We start from the raw sequence: 18327 nt of genomic DNA on the forward strand, positions 1-18327 counted from the left end.
AGCCATGAAATGGTTAACGATGAACAAAAACGGGGGCTATCGCCTCGGAGTGCAATTGGAGGAAGGCGTGCTGGACATCGAAGCGGCGCTGGCCACTCATTCGGCCGACGGCGTTCCCGCCGAACCGATGGCTCTGCTGCGCTCCGGCGCCGAGGGGCTTCGGGCTCTTGCCGACTATCTCTCGGAGCTTCGCCGCCAAGGCCTCCCCAAGCTGCTCGCAACCGATGAAGTGAACTGGGCGCCCTGCGTGCCGAATCCCGGCAAAATCATTTGCGTCGGGCTCAATTACCGCAAGCATGCCGACGAATCGAACCTGCCGTATCCGCCCGTACCGCTGCTGTTCAGCAAATACGGCAATACGATCACGGGCGAAGGCGCGGACATCCGTATCCCGGAAGGAACGGCGGAAGTCGACTACGAGGTCGAGCTCGGCATCGTCATCGGCCGTACCGCCGCCTCCGTCGATGAAGCGGCGGCGCTCGATTACGTTCACGGCTATTGCGCCGTGAACGACGTCTCCGCGCGGGATTGGCAGATGCGCACGTCGCAGTGGATGCTCGGCAAGACGGCGGACGGCTTCTGCCCGGTCGGCCCGTATACGGTGACGGCCGACGAGGTCGGCGATCCGCAAAACCTCGGCCTGCGCACCCGGGTGAACGGCGAGCTGCGGCAAAACTCGAACACGAAGGACATGATCTTCTCGTGCGCCGAGATTGTCAGCTATGTCTCCCGCCACATGACGCTGGAGCCGGGCGATCTGATCCTGACCGGCACACCGGAGGGCGTCGTCTTCGGCCTGCCGCCGGAAAGCCGCGTCTACCTGAAGCCGGGAGACGTCGTCAGCGTAGAGATCGACAAGCTCGGCAAGCTGACGAACCGCTTTATTTGACCCTTGTCGGCAAAACAGCCGGGTATTCACCGCTCCAGGAAGTGCGAAGCGAATACCCGGCTGCTTGTTTATTCAGAAGAAATCCATCAAGAACGACGTTCTTTCCGGAATACGCCGCTCCAACAGCCGCAAGCTCTCCGCGGAACCGGCGAGACGTCCGACCGAAGCGAGCCAGGTCGGTTTCCGTCCGCCCAGCAGCATCGCCGCCAGCGTCTGAATGTCGCAGACGATCGCTTCGCCGCCGCGTCCGGATTCCCGCCCGGAGCCGGAATCCAGCCGCTCCAGCGCTCCCTCCCCTTCCTCGCTCCAGCTCAGCCGGAACGTTCCGTCGTTCCATGGCGCATGCCGATCCTCCAGCTGCAGCAGCACCGATTCGCCGCCCGCCCCCTTTTCCCAGGCATACAGCTTGGCGAACGCTTCCGCATCCACGATCCGCGACATGAAATAAGGAACGATCTCCTGTTTGAACCTGGGATCGGACAGCATAAGCGGCAGTTGGTCATCCATCGGGGCAAGCAGCGCAACCTCGTCGACCATCGAATCGTGATTCGCCGCGTAAGACCAGAGCGCCCGTCTCGCCGTCTCCGTCAGCGCCGCCATTTCGTGCACCGTCAAAATCCGTTCTTTTGCCTTATAGTAGAAATACCCTTCCGGAACATCGCTTTCGTTGTAATAAACCGCAAGGTTGCTGCCCTCCTGGGTCAGAATGCGCGTCTCCCACCATTTCGGAGTTCGGACCAAATTGCCGTTATAACGGGAAGCGTAAGCCGAGTAAATGCCGTCCAATACCCCGATGTCCGGAGCGGTCATCCGAACTACGCGCCCCGGCGCTTCCCCGCGCGGCGGAAGATGCTTGGCGTCCAGCGTATATTTCTTGCGCTCGATCGTCAGCTCGTAACCGAATTTCCGATAAAACGGGAACGAAAAAGGATGCAGCATGCTAACACTCTGTCCCTGCTCCCGCATCGTCTTCAGAGCATGGGAGAGCAGCCGGCTCACGCAACCCTGCCTTCTCGCCTCCGGCCACGTCGCGACGCCCGCCACTCCGCCCATCGCCAGCTTGCGTCCCTGAACCCACGCTTCGAGGGGCAGCAGGAGCAGAGCGGACATGAGCTCCCCCTTCTCGTCGAAGGCTCCCCAATCCTGCTCCGGCTTAAAACCGCTTTTCCTCGCCGCCGTCTGCTCCTCCGTCCACGTCATCTGAAAGGCGAATTGGGACAAGGCCGCCCTATTCTCGAAATCCTCCATCGTTAACTGCCTGATTTCCACGCTCGCGTCCCCCCGTTTCCTCTTCTAATCGTCGTCCTCCTTATCCTAACAAAAAGATCGCCTCCCCGGAACCGCCCGTTTTTCGCAATGCGGGGTCCCGCGCGATCGATCCGCCCAAGTCGCCCGGGTTTCCGACTTCTCCGCCCCCCTTTCTGACTTCTCCGACCACCCCGGGTTCGTCTCCTCATCGAACAGTCCGCCATCGCCGGCCTCGCCTTTTCTCCAAACTCCGTTATCATTAAAGGCGTTAGTCCTTAATCCCGTAAAAGAGTCCCCCGCCTGTGGCAGGGGCACCGGAATAACAGCCGGACGCTCGAATCGGCTCGCTTAACGGTCCGTCAGACCGTTAAAACCAGCCAGACGCCCGATTGGGCTCGTTTAACGGTCCGTCAGACCGCTAAAACCAGCCGAACCCCCGATGCGGCTCGTTTAATGGTCCGTCAGACCGTTAAAACCAGTCGAACTCCCGATTGGGCTCATTTAACGGTCCGTCAGACCGTTAAAACCAGCCGAACTCCCGATGCGGCTCGCTTAACGGTCCGTCAGACCGTTAAAACCAGTCGAACTCCCGATTGGGCTCGCTTAACGGTCCGTCAGACCGTTAAAACCAGTCGAACTCCCAATTGGGCTCGCTTAACGGCTCGTCAGACCGTTAATACCAGTCGAACTCCCGATTGGGCTCGCTTAACGGTCCGTCAGACCGTTAAAACCAGTCGAACTCCCGATTGGGCTCGTTTAACGGTCCGTCAGACCGTTAAAACCGGCCTAACTCCCAATTGGGCTCGTTTAACGGTCCGTCAGACCGTTAAAACCGGCCAGAGACCCGGTTTGACTCGTTTAACGGTCCACCTGACCGTTAAAACCGGCCGTACAATTTATCCGGGCTCACGTATATACAGGGGTTTGCCGACTTTTTTGCCCCGGAATGGGATGTTTGCGATTGTTCGATCGTGTTATATGCAGGAGGAGAATAAATGAACAACGATTCTTTGCCGCCTGCGGACAAAGATTGGGCCGAGCTCTATCAGCGCCACGTCGATCAGGTTTACAGGCTGTGCTATCTCTATTTGCGAAATTCCGTCGACGCGGAGGACGCCGTGCAATCCGTATTCCTGAAGCTGATCCGTTCGCGGACGGTTTTCAAGGACCCCGAGCATGAGAAAGCGTGGCTGATCGTCACCGCCCGCAATCACTGCAAAGACGTTCTGAAGCATTGGTGGAGAACGCGCCGCGCGGATATGGACGCTTTGCCGGAACCGCCTTCCCGGAGCGGAGGCGAACTAGCAGGAGAAGTGCTGTCCAGACTGCTCTCGCTTCCCGAAAAATATAAAACCGTGCTTTATCTGCACTATTTCGAGGGATATGCGGCCAAAGAAATCGCCACGATGCTGGGGAGTGGGGAAAGCACGATCCTCACGCGGCTGTCCAGAGGCCGGGAGCGGCTTAAAATCGACTTGGGGAGGGAATCGCCATGAGCGAAAACAGGATAAAGCGGCTGTTCGACGGCCTTGCGCCGACGGACGAGCAGAAGGAACGGATGTATCGGAGCATTGTGGCCCATAGCGGCAGCGAAAACGCGAAGCATTCGCCCGGCGCGCCGGCGAAGCGGATCCGACTCGCCATTCTGGCGGCCGTTCTGATGGTGCTTTTGACGACGACGGCTTTTGCGGCGGGCTTCGGAGGGCTGGACGCAGGCTTCTTGAGGTTTCTGAGCCCCTCGAGCCCCGAGCAGGCGGACGATTTGTCCAACGGCGCCTATGCGATCGACAAGCAAACGTCCAACGAGAACGGAACGCTTATCGTCAAGCAGGCGATCGGAGACGGCAATCTCACCTACATTCTGATGGACTTCATCGGTCCTGAAAACGTCGTGTTGGACGCGGCGCGATACCGTTTCGAGAATCCCAATACGACGACGGACGAGAGCTTCCACGGCACGGGCTTCGAACTGCTGGACGACGGAAACCCCGACGATAATAAAATCAGCCTGGTCATGAGCCTCATGACCGAAAACTCCTTGCAGGGGCAGACGGCCCGCTTCCGGTTTACGGACCTGCAAGCGGCGGACCCGTACCCGGGTCTCTTCCGGACAGTCCTTCCCGGGGAATGGGAGGTTTCGTTTAAGCTGGATTTTAAAGCTTACTCCTCCGTCTATCGGCCGGACAAACGAATCAACCTGTACGGCTATGAAGCCGTATTGAAATCCGTATCCGTCTCGCCCATCTCGATCGCGTTAAAAGTCGAAAGCAAATTCCTGAAAGAAATCGGCGAAGCCTCTGGAGAACGTCGGGAAATCGGGCCGAATCAATACGCGGATGAATACCCGGTCACGATCAACTACAAAGACGGTACGTCGGAAACGACCGGGATTTTTACCGGACTCCGCTTGAGCGATCTTCTGTCCTCCCGAATGCTGATCATCAAAACCTTCGAACAGGTGATCAACGATAAGGAAATCGCGTCCGTCGTCTTCTTCGGCGTGGAAATTCCGCTCGCCGACCGCTCCGCTGCTCCAGCAAACACGCCTGCTGCGTCTCCTTGACGGCGGACCCGTTTTTGTCGGAGACGATCCGGAGAAGGATTGTCAAAAAAGGCAATGGCAGTCCGGGAAACAATCCCGACGCAGCCATTGCCTTTAAAGACCGCCGTATAAGCTTAAATCCAGCCGCGGGCCTTAAACCATTCGTAGTTGTTCTTCGCGCTGACGATCGAAGACACGTCGTACTCTTCCTGCTCGATGATGACGTACTCCACGCCGGCTTGCTCGCAGGCCGCCAGCGCCGAATCCCAGTCGACCGAGCCTTTGCCGATCTCCGCGTCCGTTCCGTCCGCTTTGAAATCCTTGGCGTGAACGACCGGTACCCGTCCCGCATACTTGTTCACGTACGCCGCAGGGTCCTGGCCTCCGACCTTCACCCAGCCCAGATCGAATTCCGCGAACAGCAGATCGGCCGGAACTCTGTCCAGGACGTGGTCGATGACCAGCTTGTCGCCGACTTGCTTGAACTCGAACGCATGGTTATGGTAGCCGAACGCCATTCCCGCTTCTTTCACGATGCCGGCCGCTTGCGCCAACGTATCGGCCATTTTATGCACGTCGTCGAGCGTCGGGTCGTCGCCGAGCGGATACCACGGCACGATGAACCGCTTGATGCCCAGCTCCTGCGCGTAGGCCACCTGGCTCTTCAAGTTATCCCAGATCGCCGGATCGTTGACCGACAGGCCGATATGCGCGGAAGGCGCGTGCAGGCCCGCATCGGCCAGCGCTTGCTTAACCTCTTGTGCGGAATGGCCGTAGTAGCCGGCCAGCTCCACGTTCTTGTAACCGATTTCTCCAATTTCCTTAATCGTGCCCAGGAAATCCTGCTGGCAGCGGTCGCGTACGGAATACAGTTGAATGCCTACCTGCGGTTTGCTCATTCTCGTTTCCACCATCCCATGGTTTCTTATTCGCGCGGCGCTCCGCGCTCTGCTAAAGGGTATGCCTCTTTATTATAGGCGCGGGAGCGCTTTCCCACGAGAGAAGTTTTTGTCCTCTTTGTATGCATTTTGGAGTTCGCCCCTCCGCAGAGACGGGAAGGGCGAAGGAAGGGAACGGGACTCAGCCGCGATCGGCGCGCGCCAGCTTGACCACGGCGCCCAGCGCGGCGGCGATCTCCCGCTCGACGGCCTGGGCCACGACGTTCGTATGCGGATCGTACTCCGCCGCCAGATCGGCGTCCGCGTAGCCGTCCACCGCCGCGATCGCTCCCGCCCTTGCGCCGCGCAAGCTCGCCACTACGTACAGGGCGGCGATCTCCATCTCCACGGCGACCGCTCCGGCCCGCTTGTAGGTTTTATGCGGGATATCGAGCGCCCCTTGGAAGAAGACGTCCAGCGACACCGTAATGCCCTGCCGGACGACTCCTCCTTGCTCCAGCGCGCTTTCATGCAGCGCCTGAACGACCCGGCCGTCTCCGACGGCGGGGAAGCCGTCCGGCACAAGCTGGCGCGTCAGCCCTTCGGCGCGAACGGCCGCGGTGCTGACGACCAGGCTGCCCGCCGGCGTATCCTCCGAATAGGAGCCCGCGGTCCCGACGCGGATCAACGTTGTCGCGCCGCCGCGAATCAGCTCCTCGAAGCAGATCGCCGCTCCGGAGGAGCCGACTCCGTGACTGGCCACCGCCAGCGGAACGCCCTCGTAGCTTCCGACGAACGTGCGGTATTCCCGGCTGAACGCCAGCTCACGCACATCCTCCAGCCGTCCGGCGATAACCTCCGCTCTTTTGGGGTCCCCGCATACGAGTGCGTACGCCGGGATATCCTCCGAATTGACCTGTAAAATGGGTAGAAACATGTTAGTCGAACTCCTTCCTGGTCCACTCGTCCTCGGGAATCGGCAGCGCCTCTCCGGAGAACCGCTGATCCTCGAACGGATCGGCTTCGTTGTGAAAGCCGTTGCGCTCCCAGAACCCCGGACGATCCTCTTTCATAAATTCGATCCGCCGCACCCATTTCGCGCTTTTCCAGAAATAGCGGTGCGGCACGATCGTGCGCAGCGGCCAGCCGTGCTTGTCGGTCAGAGGCTCCCCCGCGTAGCGGTAAGCGAGCATGACGTTGTCCATCAGCAGATCGGACAGCGGCACGTTCGTCTCGTAGTCGGGATCGGCATGGAACATCACGTAGCGGGCTTCGGGCTTCAGCTTGATCCGCGACAGCAGATCCTTGAACAGCACGCCCTCCCACTCGGTGTCGAACTTCGACCAGCGCGTCACGCAGTGGATATCGCATTCGATGCGGGAGGTCGGCAGCGCGAGCACGTCTTCGTACGTCAGCTCCAGCGCCTCCTCCACCTCTCCGTCGACGGTCAAGCGCCATTTTTCCATATCGTATCGGGGCACTTCCCCTTCATGGAGAATCGGAAACTTGGCCGTCAACGTCTGACCCGGGGGCAGACGCCCGCCCAGCGCCTCGTCCGCCGACGACGGAGCGATCGGTTTGGCTTTCTTCAGTCTTTCCGCTTTGTTGTGCATGGTGCCGCCTCCTGATCTTCCCGCGCCGGTCCGGCTACCTGGAGCTGGTGCCCGAGCTCTGCGCGTCTTTGACGAATTCCTTGTTCTTGAAAAAAAACATCGCGGCAATCGTAACGGCGTAAGGCACCATCTGCGTAAAATGCGACGGCATCGCCAGGCCTTGCAGACGAATGCTGAACGCGTCCATGAGCCCGAACAGCAGGCTCGCCGCAGCGACTCCGAGCGGCCCGGATTGTCCGAGCATGGTGGCCACGAGCGCGATGAAGCCCCGTCCGGCCGTCATCCCTTCCGTGAACATCGTCACCTGGCCCAGCGACAGCTGCGCTCCGGCGAGCGCGCACAGAACGCCGCACGCCAGCATCGCCCCGTACTGGTAACGCCGCACCTGGATGCCCAGGCTTCTGGCGGCCAGCGGATTGTCGCCGGCGGCCAGGAAGCGGAAGCCTCCGATTGTCCGGTAGAAATAAAACCACATCGCCGCGACCAGCACGATAGCCAAATAAACAAGCGGCGAATGTCCCGACAAAATGTCGCCGACGACGGGAATCTCCTTGATCAGGGGAATATCCCACTTCGGAAGTCCGACCATGTCCTTGTTGTAATAAGCACCCTTAACGTCGAACAGCGTTCGCAAGCTGAAGGTGGTCAGCCCCGCCGCCAGCAGGTTCATGGCGATGCCGACGACGATGACGTTGGCCCGCAAGTGGATGCACAGATAAGCGAACAGCAGCGCGAAGAGCGATACGCAGCCGATCGAGAACGCAATCGCCGCTCCCGTGCTGCCGAAATAATGGTTGCCGACGATTGCCGAGAACGCGCCGATCAGCATCAAGCCCTCCAGACCGACGTTGAACAGCCCCACTCTCGCGCACAGCGCACCGCCCAGCGCGGCGAGCAGAATCGGCGTCAGCATGCGCAGCGCCGAGTTGAACAGCGCCAGATCAAACAGCTGCTCCATTCGGGTCCCCCTCCTTTCTGCGTCTCCGGAAGCCCCGAACGAATTTGACGGTAATGAACAGAATCAGCACCGCTTGAATAACATCGCCGATTTCCAGCGGCACGTCGGTATTCATCTCCACGCCCATGCCCCCCGTCTGCAGAGCGACGAGGAAGAAGGCCGCGATCGCCGTGCCGATCGGATGCGCGTTCGCCAGCAGCGCGGCCATAATGCCCGTCCAGGCAAAGTCCGCCGCCACGAACGCATTGTCGATGTACCGGTACTGCGAACCCAGCACCTCTCCGGCTCCCGCCAGTCCGGCCAGCCCGCCGCTGGCGAACATGACGCCGAGCATCAAGGGCGTCCTTCTGACGCCTCCGTAGACGGCGAACAGCGGGTTGCCCCCCATCATCCGGGCCTCGTAGCCCGATACGGTCCTCGTCAAGTAGACGTAGAGCGCGACCATCGCGGCAAGCGCCAGCAGCAGCCCGACATGCGCGGGCATGCCCTTGAACAGCTTGGGCAGCCAGATCGCGTTATCGAGCATCTGCGACTGGGCCATCGCGGCCGAACCGGTCTTGTCCTTGAACGGGTAGGCCACCATGTAGCTGGCAAAGAGCGTAGCGATATAATTGAGCAGCAGCGTCGTGATCAGCAGATTTACGCGGAAGCGGGCGTCCATATACCCGGCGAAGGCGGACCACAGGCCGCCGGCCGCAATTCCGACCAGCATGGAGACAATGGCGACGAACCAGCCCGGTCCGGGCACATACAGCGCCGTCAGCGCCGCCGCCAAGCCTCCGAGCGCCATCTGCCCCTGCGCCCCAAGATTGAAAAATCCGGAACGGAACGCGACGGCGGCTCCCAGGCCGACGAGAATCACGGGAGTGGCGCGATTCAGCGTGCTCGTGAGGAAGTAGAAGCTGCCGAACGCCCCCTTCCACATCTCCGCATAGGTTTCCAAAATCGAGCCCCCCGCAATCGCGATGGCGATCGAGCCCGCGAGCAGGCCGAGCGCGATGGCGGCCGCCGGCCCGGGAAGGGAAGCCGCCAGCTTCTTCCATCTATCCATTGCGCTTCCCCCCTACCATTAACAGACTCAGCTTTTCTTCCGTCGCTTCCCCTTCTTGCAGTTCCCCGACGATTCTGCCCTCATACATGACGAGGATGCGATCCGACAGCTTCAAGATTTCCGACAGCTCCGACGACACGAGCAGAATGGCGCCCCCGTCGTCCCGTTTGCGCAGCAGCTGCTCGTGGATCGTCTCCATCGCTCCGATGTCGACGCCCCGGGTCGGCTCCGCCGCGATAAGGAATGGCGTCCGCTGCGCGATCTCGCGGGCCACGATCAGCTTCTGAAGATTGCCGCCGGACAGGTTCTGGGTTTCGTTGTCCGGAGAGCCGGCCTTGATCGCATACTGCTTGATCCAGTCCGAGACGCGGGCCTTTACCGCCCGCCCTTGCAGAAATCCGAGCTTGCTCAGCTTGCGCTGATGGCCCATCGTCCCCGTCTCCGCCACCGTCGCCGCCTTGTTGGCTCCCCAGACGTAGCGGTCCTCCGGGATGTGGGCCAGGCCCGCGTTCCGGAACTCCCGGGCCGACTTCCCGGTGACGTCGGTCCCGAGCAGCGACACGGTCCCCTGCGCCGGCTTCGTCAGGCCCGAGATCGCCTGAAGCAGCTCCGACTGGCCGTTGCCGGATATGCCCGCGATGCCGACGATCTCTCCCGCCCTGACGTGGAGGCTGACGGCGTCCACCGCAGGCTTGCTCCCGCTGCCGAACACGGACAGCTCCCGTACCTCCAGCACCTTTTCCTTCGGCGAAGCCGGCTGCTTGTCCATCGCGGCCAGCGGCCTGCCGACCATCAGTCTGGACAATTCCTCGACGCTTGTCCGGGAAGTCTCCAGCACGCCGGTCACCTCGCCGTCCCTCAGAACGGTGATGCGGTCCGCCGCGCTCATGACCTCGTTCAGCTTGTGGCTGATCAGAATAAAGCTTTTGCCCTGCTTGGTAAGCGTGCGAATCGCTTCCAGCAGCTCGCCCACCTCCAGCGGAGTCAACACCCCCGTGGGCTCGTCGAGAATAATGATTTCCGCCCCTTGATAGAGCACCTTGAGAATTTCCACCCGCTGCTGGACGCCCAGCGGACAGTCGACGATCCGCGCGCGCGGGTCCACGCGAATTCCGTACTGCTCCGACAGCGCCTCCACCCGGGCAATCGCGGCTTTGCGGTCGAAGCGCAGCTTGCCGGGCTCCTGGCCGATCACGATATTTTCCGCGACCGTGAAGTTCTGGAACAGCATGAAATGCTGATGAACCATGCCGATGCCGTGACGAATGGCGTCCTTCGGATCGGCAAAATGCGCCTCCCGTCCCCTGATCCGGATCGTCCCGGAGGATGGCTGCTCCATTCCGTACAGAATGCGCATCAGCGTCGTTTTGCCGGCCCCGTTCTCCCCTACGATCGCGTGCACCTCGCCGGGCTTCAGATCGTAATCGATTTGCCGGTTGGCCTGCACGTCGCCGTAATTTTTCGATATCCCTTCCATCTTAAGCAGCATGGACTTGCCTCCATCCCTCTTCGCAAGCGTAGGAAACCGGCTGCTTAAGGCAGCCGGTTACGAATAAGCAGTATGGAACTGACTATGATTTTATTGCAAGGAGTCGTCTACGACAATTTTCCCTGCAACGATATCATCATTGATCTGCTTCAGCTTGTCAATGGCTTCTTGGCTAATCGCTTCGTTAAGCGGGGATTTGCCGTCCTTGTTCACGTAAGTAAGGCCCACTCCGCCTTCCTTCAGACCGTAGTCGCGCACGTCGAACGAGAAGCTGCCTTCGACGAAATCCTTGACCGTCTCGTAAACGACGGCGTCCGTTCCTTTCAGCTGGGCCAGAATGACCTGCTTGCCGTCGGTGTTGTCCGTATCTTGGCCGGACGTGTAGAAGCCCTTCTCGGCAGCCGCTTCGAAGACACCCAGGTCGCCTACGGCGGACATGCCGGCAACGAAATCGGCTCCCTGCGAATTTTGCAGCAAGGCGAGCTCCTTCGCCTTGGCCGGGTCCGTAAAGCCGCCTACGTAATTCACCAGAACCTTGATGTCCGGATTAACGGACTTCGCTCCTTGCTCGAAGCCGCCCGTGTACTTCTTCATCAGCGGAATGTCCACCGCTACGACGTTGCCGATCGTGCCGCTCTTGGACACCAGCGCCGCCGCCGCGCCCAGCAAATAAGCGGCTTCGTGCTCGCGGAAGGCTACGCTGCGAACGTTCGGCAGATCGACGACGGTATCGATGATCGCGAACGACTTGTCCGGATATTGGGGAGCGATCTTCTTCAGCGCGTCCTCCATCTGGAAAGTCGACGTAATAATGAGATCGAAGTCTCCCGCCGCGGCCGATTGCAGGTTCTGCTCGATGGAAGCCGGGTCCGAGGACTCGATCGTCTTGAATTCGACGCCGAACTCCTGTCCCGCCTTCTTCAAGCCCTCGTCCATCAATTGGAAGAACGGATTCACGCCGATCGGCTCCGGAGTGACCAGCGCGATTTTATAAGCTTTTGCCGGCGAAGCCGGCGCGGACTCCGACGGAGCCCCCGAATTCGAAGGCGAAGCGGACGGGCTGCCCTGCGCATTGTTGTTATCCTTGGACCCGCACGCCGCCAGCACTCCCCCCAGAACGACAAGCATAAGTACGAGCAAAAAAGGTTTTTTCATCTGTCTTCTCTCCTATAGTAAAATACACATATTCTGTTGATATCCTAGCAGTAGGGTCGGCTTTTGTCAAAAGAAATCGTAGATCTGGAACAACTTTCCTCCCGTTTGCCACGTATTATTGGTAACGAATCTTCGGGAAGGATGGACGAACGCATGGATCGTGAACCGGTTGAAGCCGCAAGCCCCTCCAGATCGCGCGCACCCAAGAAACCCATAAGCAAAAAGAAAATGCTGCTTTACGGCGGCCTTGGCGTCTTTCTTGTTACCGCTTCCATCGCGGCCTATTACGTTTACACGATCGTCTCGTTCGCCGGTGAAATCTACCAGCCGCCAGCCGCTCCCCCGCCGAGCGCCGTCGTTCCGGCCGATGGCAGCACTCCCGCACCGGTGGCCGTCGTCGAGCCGCCCGAGCGGTTCGCGGACGAGCGAATCAACATTCTGCTGCTGGGGGGAGACACGCGGGGCGTCAAGGGCACCGTCAAGCCGCGCTCCGATACGATGATCGTCGTCTCCATCGACCCGGTCTCCAAGAACACGCATCTCTTCTCGCTCCTGCGGGACACTTACGTGGACATTCCGCGTTACGGCTCGAACCGCTTGAACGCCGCAATTACGCTCGGCGGACCGCCGCTGGCGATGGAGACGGTGCAAAATCTGATCGAGCTGCCGATCCATTATTACGTCTACACCGATTTCGAGGGATTCATTTCCTTGATTGACGCGTTGGGCGGCATCGATTTCGAGATCGACAAAAATATGCGGCATATAGACAACCGGGACGACCCAAGATACAACATTGATTTGGAAAAAGGCGTGCAGCATCTCGACGGACTCACCGCGCTGCAGTATGTCCGGTTCCGCAGCGATGCCCTGTCCGACTTTGCCCGTTCCGAACGGCAGAGGCAGTTTCTGTCGGCGATCGCCGACAAGCTGAAATCGACGACGACGCTGATCAAGCTGCCGCAGCTGTTGAACGGCATCGCTCCGTATATCGAGACGAGCATCCCGCCGAGCGATCTGTTCGAGCTTGCCCGGCTCGGCCTCAAGCTGGACACCGGTAATCTGACGGGCATCCAGATCCCGCAGACAGGCGCTTTCCGGAACGAGATCATCTCCGGAATGGACGTGCTCGTTCCGGAGCTCGGGAAGATCAGGAGCTACGTCCGGGAGCAGGTCGACGGACCAGCCTCCGAGCGTCCTCTGAGCAGCTCTGGTTCGGGAGCTTAGGTTCGGGAGCTTAGGTTCGGGAGCTTAGGTTTGGGAGGTTAGGTTCGGGAGGTTAGGTTCGAACAGCTTAGGTTCGGGTGACGAGTAGTTAGATTCGAGTGGCTTTAGGGGGCTCAGATTCGAATGGCTTCCAACGATTTCGTCGTCGCGTCAAAATTCTCATTAACTACATAGGAATAATATGCTATTATGGGTTTATCTTATTTATAGGAAGGGTTGGGCCATATGGCGGTCACGACATTTAAAGCGTCGGCGCATTTACAAGAAGGAGTCGCAGTTAAGGTTCGCTCCAGAAATTTCGAATTGACGATCGACGAGCCGAAAAGTCTGGGCGGAACGGACACGGGAATGAATCCGGTAGAGGCGGTGCTGGGCGCGCTCGGCGCCTGCCAATCGATCGTGGCCAGAGTGTACGCCAAGAAGTTCGACGTTCGCCTCGACGACTTTCGCGTGGAAGTGGAAGGGGATCTCGACCTGGACGGCTTCTTCAAGAAATCCGACGTTCGCCCGGGCTATTCGGACATTCGCTATACTTTCTACATTAAAACGGATGCCCCTCAGGAGCGCGTCGAGGAATTCGTCAAGTTTCTGGAAGAAACTTGCCCCGTCGGCGACACGATCGCCAACGCGGTTAACCTGAAATTGAGCAGCATCGTCATCGAGGCTCCGGAAACGGTGGAATAACTCTGCCCCGTCCTTTCGCCTCGCTTAAAAACGGTCCTCGGCCAAGCTTTCCGCAACAGCGGAAGCCAACCGTGGACCGTTTTTTCTGCAGCCGCCTCATCGGCCGCTCCGTTTGCGCCGCGACTCCACCTCAGCGCCGATGTGCGATTCCTGGTCCCCCCTTCGTTTGGGTTCCCTTCGCCTCCCATTACTCGATTTCTTAGAACAACGCTCTCCTTTTGCGCCCCTTTCGCGCTCCGTTACACGATTTCTTAGAACATCACCCTCCGTTTTCGCTCTTTTCGAGCTCCGTTACACGATTTCTTAGAACATCGTCCTCCATTCTCGCTCTTTTCGCGCTCCGTTACACGATTTCTTAGAACATCACCCTCCATTTTCGCTCTTTTCGTGCCCCGTTACACGATTTCTTAGAACATCGCCCTCCATTTACACCCTTTCCGCCTCCCGTTACTCGATTTCTTAGAACAACTCGCCCCTACTAACAGCTCCCACAGGACGTGCGCTTATTCACCTGTATACTCGAATGGCGTTAGTCGCCATTGTTGGCGCTTCGGCGCTTATCCGGCTCTTCTACCCCTTGCTCGCCCCGGCCGTCAAGCCGTCGACCAGGTTGCGCTGCAGCGCGAGGAACAGCGTCATTACCGGCAGCGCGACCAGCACCGCTCCCGAGGCGAACAGCGTAAACTCCGTCGAATTGCGCTGGTTGACCATTTTATACAGCCCGACGGCCAGCGTCCGCTGGTCCTCCGAACGCAGCACCAGGTCCGCGAAGATGAAGTCGACGAAGCAGCCGTTAAAGATCATCAGGCTGGCGTAAGTCAGCATCGGCTTGGCCAGCGGAACCATGATCCGGAAGAAGACGGTCAGATGGCTGGCCCCGTCGATTCGCGCGGCTTCCTCCAGGCTGCCGGGGATCGTATCGAAGAAGCCTTTGGCCACGAACACGTTGGTCACGATCGCGCCGGAGCTGTACACGAGCACGAGCGCCAGATGCGAATTGAGCAGGCCCAGCGTATTGAGCACGACGTACACAGCGATCATCGCCATAAAGCCCGGAAACATCTGCAGCACGAGCAGCGCGTTCAGCGAGAAGCGCCGTCCGGCGAAACGAAACCGGGACACGGCGTAAGAGGTCAACAGCAGCAGAAACGTTCCGAGCACCGTCGACAGCGACGCGATTTTAAGGGTGTTCATAAACCATATCGGATATTTGGTCGCACGAAACAGCTCGCGGTAATGCTCGAGCGTAAAATGCCGCGGAATCAGCGTCTCGCTGTACAGGCTGTTCCCCTCCTTCAAGGAGGACAGCACGATCCACAGCGCGGGATACAGGCTGACGATCGACAGCACGATCAGGATGGCGTAGCTGAGACCGAGCTTTAAGCGAGCGTTGGGACCGTTCATGCGATCATGTCCTCCTCTTTGTAGGATCGGGTGCGGCGATAGCTCCAGATGGACAGCGACGCGACCATCAGGAATATCACGATGCCGATCACCGACGCGAAGCTGTACTGCGCCTGATCCAGCGCGAGCTTATACAGCCACGTAACGAGCAGATCGGTGTGCCCGGCGTATTGGTAACGGGTATTGACTGGCCCGCCGTCGGTCATCAGATAGATGACGTTAAAATTGTTGATATTGCCGGCGAACTGCATGATCAGCACCGGGGCCGTGGCGAACAGCACCATCGGCAGCGTGATGCGGCGAAACTTCTGGTACGAGCCCGCGCCGTCGACTTCCGCGGCCTCGTACAGGTCGCGGGGAATCGTCGTCAGGATGCCGAAAGCGAGAATCATCGTAATCGGAATGCCGATCCACATGTTGACGATCATCAGCGTCGCCTTGGCCCACATCGGGTTCGTCAGCCAAGGCACGCCCTCCAGTCCGATCATGCGCAGCATGTCGTTGATCGGTCCGAACTTGTTGTTGAACATGTTGCGCATGACCAGCAAGGAGATCAGGCTCGGAATCGCGAACGGAACGATCATGACGGTGCGCCAGAACGCCTTGAAGCGGATGCGGGGCTGGTGGATGAGCACCGCCACCAGAATGCCGCCGACATACGTCGTCGCCGTCGCGACCGCCGCCCAGACGACCGTCCACAGCAGCACGCCGAAGAACGTGTCGCTCCACACCTTCAAGCTCACGAGCTTGAGGAAATTGGAGAAGCCGACCCAGTCGATCAGATTGGCCGGCGGCAGGTTCGGGTCCGCGTAGTTCGTAAAGGCGAGCAGAACCGAGAAGAGCAGTGGAAGCACGGTCAGAAACAAAATAAATACGGCGGGGATCAGCAGCACGGCGTAGGCGAAATTACGTTGATTCATCGCCCGGAGCGTCTGCGGGAACGAACGGTCCTGCTGACCCGCCTCCCGCAGAGCTCCCGTCTTGTACGCGTCGCGAATGCCCGCCGCATACAGCGCGACGCCCAGCAGCGCGGCCAGCAGCGCCATCAGACCTTTAATCAGGAGGAAGATCGAGTGATCTCCCTCCACCATCCGCGTCAGCTTGCCGACCTTGACCAAGCCGCTGGGCTGGTCGCCAAGCGTCCACAGCCCGCGCAAATATTCGGGCAAGTCCAGCGCGACGGCTCCGCTCAAGAGACCGATGCCGGCGGCCAGGAACAGCAAGCCCTTTATCCTCTGCCCGTGGTAGAGCTGCCCCAAGCCCATGAAGAGCGCCGACAGCAGTGCTCCGGCGGTTGATTTGCGCATACCGATTCCTCTCTTTCTTCACTTCGGACGGGGCCGTCCCATCATTCTCTCTATTGGGAAGCGATGGCCGTCTTCGTCGTCTCCACCAAGGCGTCCAGCGTCGCCTTGACGTCGGCCTTCGGATCGTCCCACAGCGTTATGAACGCCGCCTTAAGCGGGTCCCACAGCGCGTTGATCGCGGAGATGCCGGGCATCGGAGTCGAGTTCTCGAACTGCTGGAAGAAGCCGCTGACATACGGATCGTTCTTGATCTTCGGATCTTCCCCGGCTTCCTTGTTCGCCGGAATCGCCCCCGTCAGCTCGTAGTTTCTCAGCTGATTCTCCTTGTTTGCCGCGAAATTCGCGAACAGGCGGGCTGCAATCGGATACGGCGTATACGAGTTGACATAGTACGATTTGACGCCGGAGAACGAGGTGGACGGCTTGCCGCCGGGCACGGCCGGAAGCGGCGCGACGCCGAAATTGACCTTGTCCTTAAAGGCGGCGACCGACCACGGGCCGTCGATGTTCAGAGCCAGCTTCCCGTCCGTGAAGAGCTGCGTCTTAATGTCGTAGGTGACGTCCGCCGCGTTCATCGGCAGAATCGGCTTAAGCGACCGCAAGAACTCGAAGCCCTGCACCGCGCCCGGGCTGTTCAATCCGATGTCGTTCGGATCGGTATTGTCCTGTCCGAAGAAATAACCGCCGAAGCTGCCGATGAACGGATAGGAATAATAGCCGACGAATTCCCACATGACGGCATACTTGTTCTCCTTCGAATTCGTGAACGTCTCCGCGAATTTTACGACCTCGTCCCACGTCTTGGGCGGTTCCGGGAACAGGTCTTTGTTGTAGAACAGCGCGTATGTCTCCACCGACTTCGGATAGCCGTACAGCACCCCTTCGTAGGAAGAAGCCTTGACGGCCGCCTCCGCCATGGAAGCGCGCGTCTCCTCTTCGAATACGTCGTTGGGAAGCAGCAGCCCCGCCTTGACCGCCTGGGCGATCTGATCGTGCGGGAGCGTCAGAATGTCGGCCGCCAGCTTCGAGGGACCGTCCGTCGCCAATCTCCCGCCCTGGTCTCCGCCCGCGACTTCCTCGAGTGTAACGGGAACGCCGTATTCCTGCTCGAAGGCCGCCGCCAGCTCCTGCATATACGGCATCTGCTCCTTGGATTCCCATACCTTCAGCTTGGCGCCCGCTTCCGGCACGAGCGCTTCCTCCTCGCCGTCTCCGGACGGGGCTTCGTTCGTCGCCGACGGACTCTCGTTCGCGGAAGGCGTCGCGCTCCCGCTGCCGCCGCTGCCGTTCCCTCCTCCGCAAGCCGTCAAACCCGCCAACAGCAGCGCGGCGAGCAGTCCGATACTCCATTTTTTAAGCTTCATGCTCCTCATCCTCCCGTTTTTGTTTGCTTCCCCTTTTCATTCCCGCGTTTCATTCCCACCCGCCTTGCGTGACAATCGCCTTTAATTTCTTTCGGACACCCTGGCCGCAGGCGTTTTTGCTTGCCAAGACGATTCAGACAGGATAGCGGGCTTTGTCCTTCAAAATCGTCAAAAAGGGGCACACCCTCGCCAGGTGAATAGCTCGCGAGGATGTACCCCCTAAGGGTAGCAGTGCCTTCAGAATGTCGAAGAAATCGGGTTCCGATCGTTCGTGAAAACGATTGCACAAACTCATCATAAGCGATGGACGAAATGGTTAGCAAATTCCGTATTCCGCTGCGATTCGCGATTTCAGGCCGAAAATTCGCATTAATCCTTATAAATTCTTTGTATTCCTGCGAAATTGTCACGTTTTCGTCCTATTTACAGATGCCGCGAACTGAGCTAACATAGAACCCAAGATCGGGATTGGATACCGCTGCCGCTGTCGGAGCAAACGATTGCGCAGATCAACACCA

Annotated in this window: 16 protein-coding genes; 5 read left to right on the forward strand and 11 right to left on the reverse strand. The window is 59.3% G+C overall.

Annotation, left to right across the window (positions count from 1 at the left end):
* Positions 1–4: 4 nt before the first annotated feature.
* Complete coding sequence (locus tag ACFFT4_RS04465; protein WP_378045396.1) at positions 5–889, forward strand: fumarylacetoacetate hydrolase family protein; 885 nt, start codon at positions 5–7, stop codon at positions 887–889.
* A 72-nt stretch (positions 890–961) separates the two neighbouring features.
* On the opposite strand, the gene ACFFT4_RS04470 is transcribed toward ACFFT4_RS04465, so the two are convergent.
* Positions 962–2158, reverse strand: a complete 1197-nt coding sequence (locus tag ACFFT4_RS04470; protein ID WP_378045398.1) for a GNAT family N-acetyltransferase — start codon at positions 2156–2158, stop codon at positions 962–964.
* A gap of 974 nt (positions 2159–3132) precedes the next feature.
* Between ACFFT4_RS04470 and ACFFT4_RS04475 the strand changes: the two genes are divergently transcribed.
* Positions 3133–3633: an RNA polymerase sigma factor gene (locus tag ACFFT4_RS04475; RefSeq protein WP_378045400.1), complete on the forward strand. Its 501-nt coding sequence runs from the start codon at positions 3133–3135 to the stop codon at positions 3631–3633.
* On the forward strand, positions 3630–4700 hold the full coding sequence (locus tag ACFFT4_RS04480) for a hypothetical protein (RefSeq protein WP_378045401.1): 1071 nt from the start codon (positions 3630–3632) through the stop codon (positions 4698–4700). The genes ACFFT4_RS04475 and ACFFT4_RS04480 overlap by 4 nt, the downstream gene beginning before the upstream one ends.
* 113 nt (positions 4701–4813) lie before the next feature.
* Here ACFFT4_RS04480 and ACFFT4_RS04485 read toward each other — a convergent pair whose 3' ends face one another.
* The 7 genes from ACFFT4_RS04485 to ACFFT4_RS04515 form a co-directional block, all read right to left on the reverse strand.
* Positions 4814–5578 (reverse strand): sugar phosphate isomerase/epimerase family protein, encoded by a 765-nt coding sequence (locus tag ACFFT4_RS04485; protein WP_378045402.1) that lies wholly within the window; start codon positions 5576–5578, stop codon positions 4814–4816.
* Positions 5579–5759: 181 nt separating this feature from the next.
* Positions 5760–6494: a nucleoside phosphorylase gene (locus tag ACFFT4_RS04490; RefSeq protein ID WP_378045404.1), complete on the reverse strand. Its 735-nt coding sequence runs from the start codon at positions 6492–6494 to the stop codon at positions 5760–5762.
* Between the two features lies 1 nt (position 6495).
* Positions 6496–7170 carry a sulfite oxidase-like oxidoreductase gene (locus ACFFT4_RS04495; protein ID WP_378045405.1) on the reverse strand — a complete coding sequence of 225 codons (675 nt, stop codon included), beginning with the start codon at positions 7168–7170 and terminating at the stop codon, positions 6496–6498.
* A gap of 34 nt (positions 7171–7204) precedes the next feature.
* On the reverse strand, positions 7205–8128 hold the full coding sequence (locus ACFFT4_RS04500) for an ABC transporter permease (protein WP_378045407.1): 924 nt from the start codon (positions 8126–8128) through the stop codon (positions 7205–7207).
* Positions 8112–9179 (reverse strand): ABC transporter permease, encoded by a 1068-nt coding sequence (locus tag ACFFT4_RS04505; RefSeq protein ID WP_378045408.1) that lies wholly within the window; start codon positions 9177–9179, stop codon positions 8112–8114. Before ACFFT4_RS04505 ends, ACFFT4_RS04500 begins: the two co-directional genes overlap by 17 nt.
* A complete protein-coding gene (locus ACFFT4_RS04510) occupies positions 9172–10668 on the reverse strand; it encodes an ABC transporter ATP-binding protein (RefSeq protein WP_378045409.1) in 1497 nt (498 codons plus the stop codon). Before ACFFT4_RS04510 ends, ACFFT4_RS04505 begins: the two co-directional genes overlap by 8 nt.
* 90 nt (positions 10669–10758) lie before the next feature.
* Positions 10759–11823 (reverse strand): BMP family lipoprotein, encoded by a 1065-nt coding sequence (locus ACFFT4_RS04515; RefSeq protein WP_378045411.1) that lies wholly within the window; start codon positions 11821–11823, stop codon positions 10759–10761.
* A 153-nt stretch (positions 11824–11976) separates the two neighbouring features.
* Between ACFFT4_RS04515 and ACFFT4_RS04520 the strand changes: the two genes are divergently transcribed.
* Both ACFFT4_RS04520 and ACFFT4_RS04525 read left to right on the forward strand, forming a co-directional pair.
* On the forward strand, positions 11977–13050 hold the full coding sequence (locus ACFFT4_RS04520) for an LCP family protein (RefSeq protein WP_378045413.1): 1074 nt from the start codon (positions 11977–11979) through the stop codon (positions 13048–13050).
* A 225-nt stretch (positions 13051–13275) separates the two neighbouring features.
* A complete protein-coding gene (locus ACFFT4_RS04525; protein WP_378045415.1) occupies positions 13276–13734 on the forward strand; it encodes an OsmC family protein in 459 nt (152 codons plus the stop codon).
* 570 nt (positions 13735–14304) lie between these two features.
* Here the strand turns inward: ACFFT4_RS04525 and ACFFT4_RS04530 are convergent.
* From ACFFT4_RS04530 to ACFFT4_RS04540, 3 genes are read right to left on the reverse strand one after another with little or no spacing between them, the layout of a single operon-like run.
* Complete coding sequence (locus ACFFT4_RS04530) at positions 14305–15138, reverse strand: sugar ABC transporter permease (protein WP_378045417.1); 834 nt, start codon at positions 15136–15138, stop codon at positions 14305–14307.
* Complete coding sequence (locus ACFFT4_RS04535) at positions 15135–16445, reverse strand: carbohydrate ABC transporter permease (RefSeq protein WP_378045418.1); 1311 nt, start codon at positions 16443–16445, stop codon at positions 15135–15137. Before ACFFT4_RS04535 ends, ACFFT4_RS04530 begins: the two co-directional genes overlap by 4 nt.
* 50 nt (positions 16446–16495) lie before the next feature.
* The gene (locus ACFFT4_RS04540) at positions 16496–17809 is read right to left on the reverse strand and encodes a sugar ABC transporter substrate-binding protein (RefSeq protein ID WP_378045420.1); all 1314 of its coding nucleotides are present in this window, start codon (positions 17807–17809) and stop codon (positions 16496–16498) included.
* Between the last annotated feature and the right edge of the window lie 518 nt (positions 17810–18327).

This window comes from Cohnella cellulosilytica, assembly GCF_042431195.1.
GTDB lineage: Bacteria > Bacillota > Bacilli > Paenibacillales > Paenibacillaceae > Cohnella > Cohnella cellulosilytica.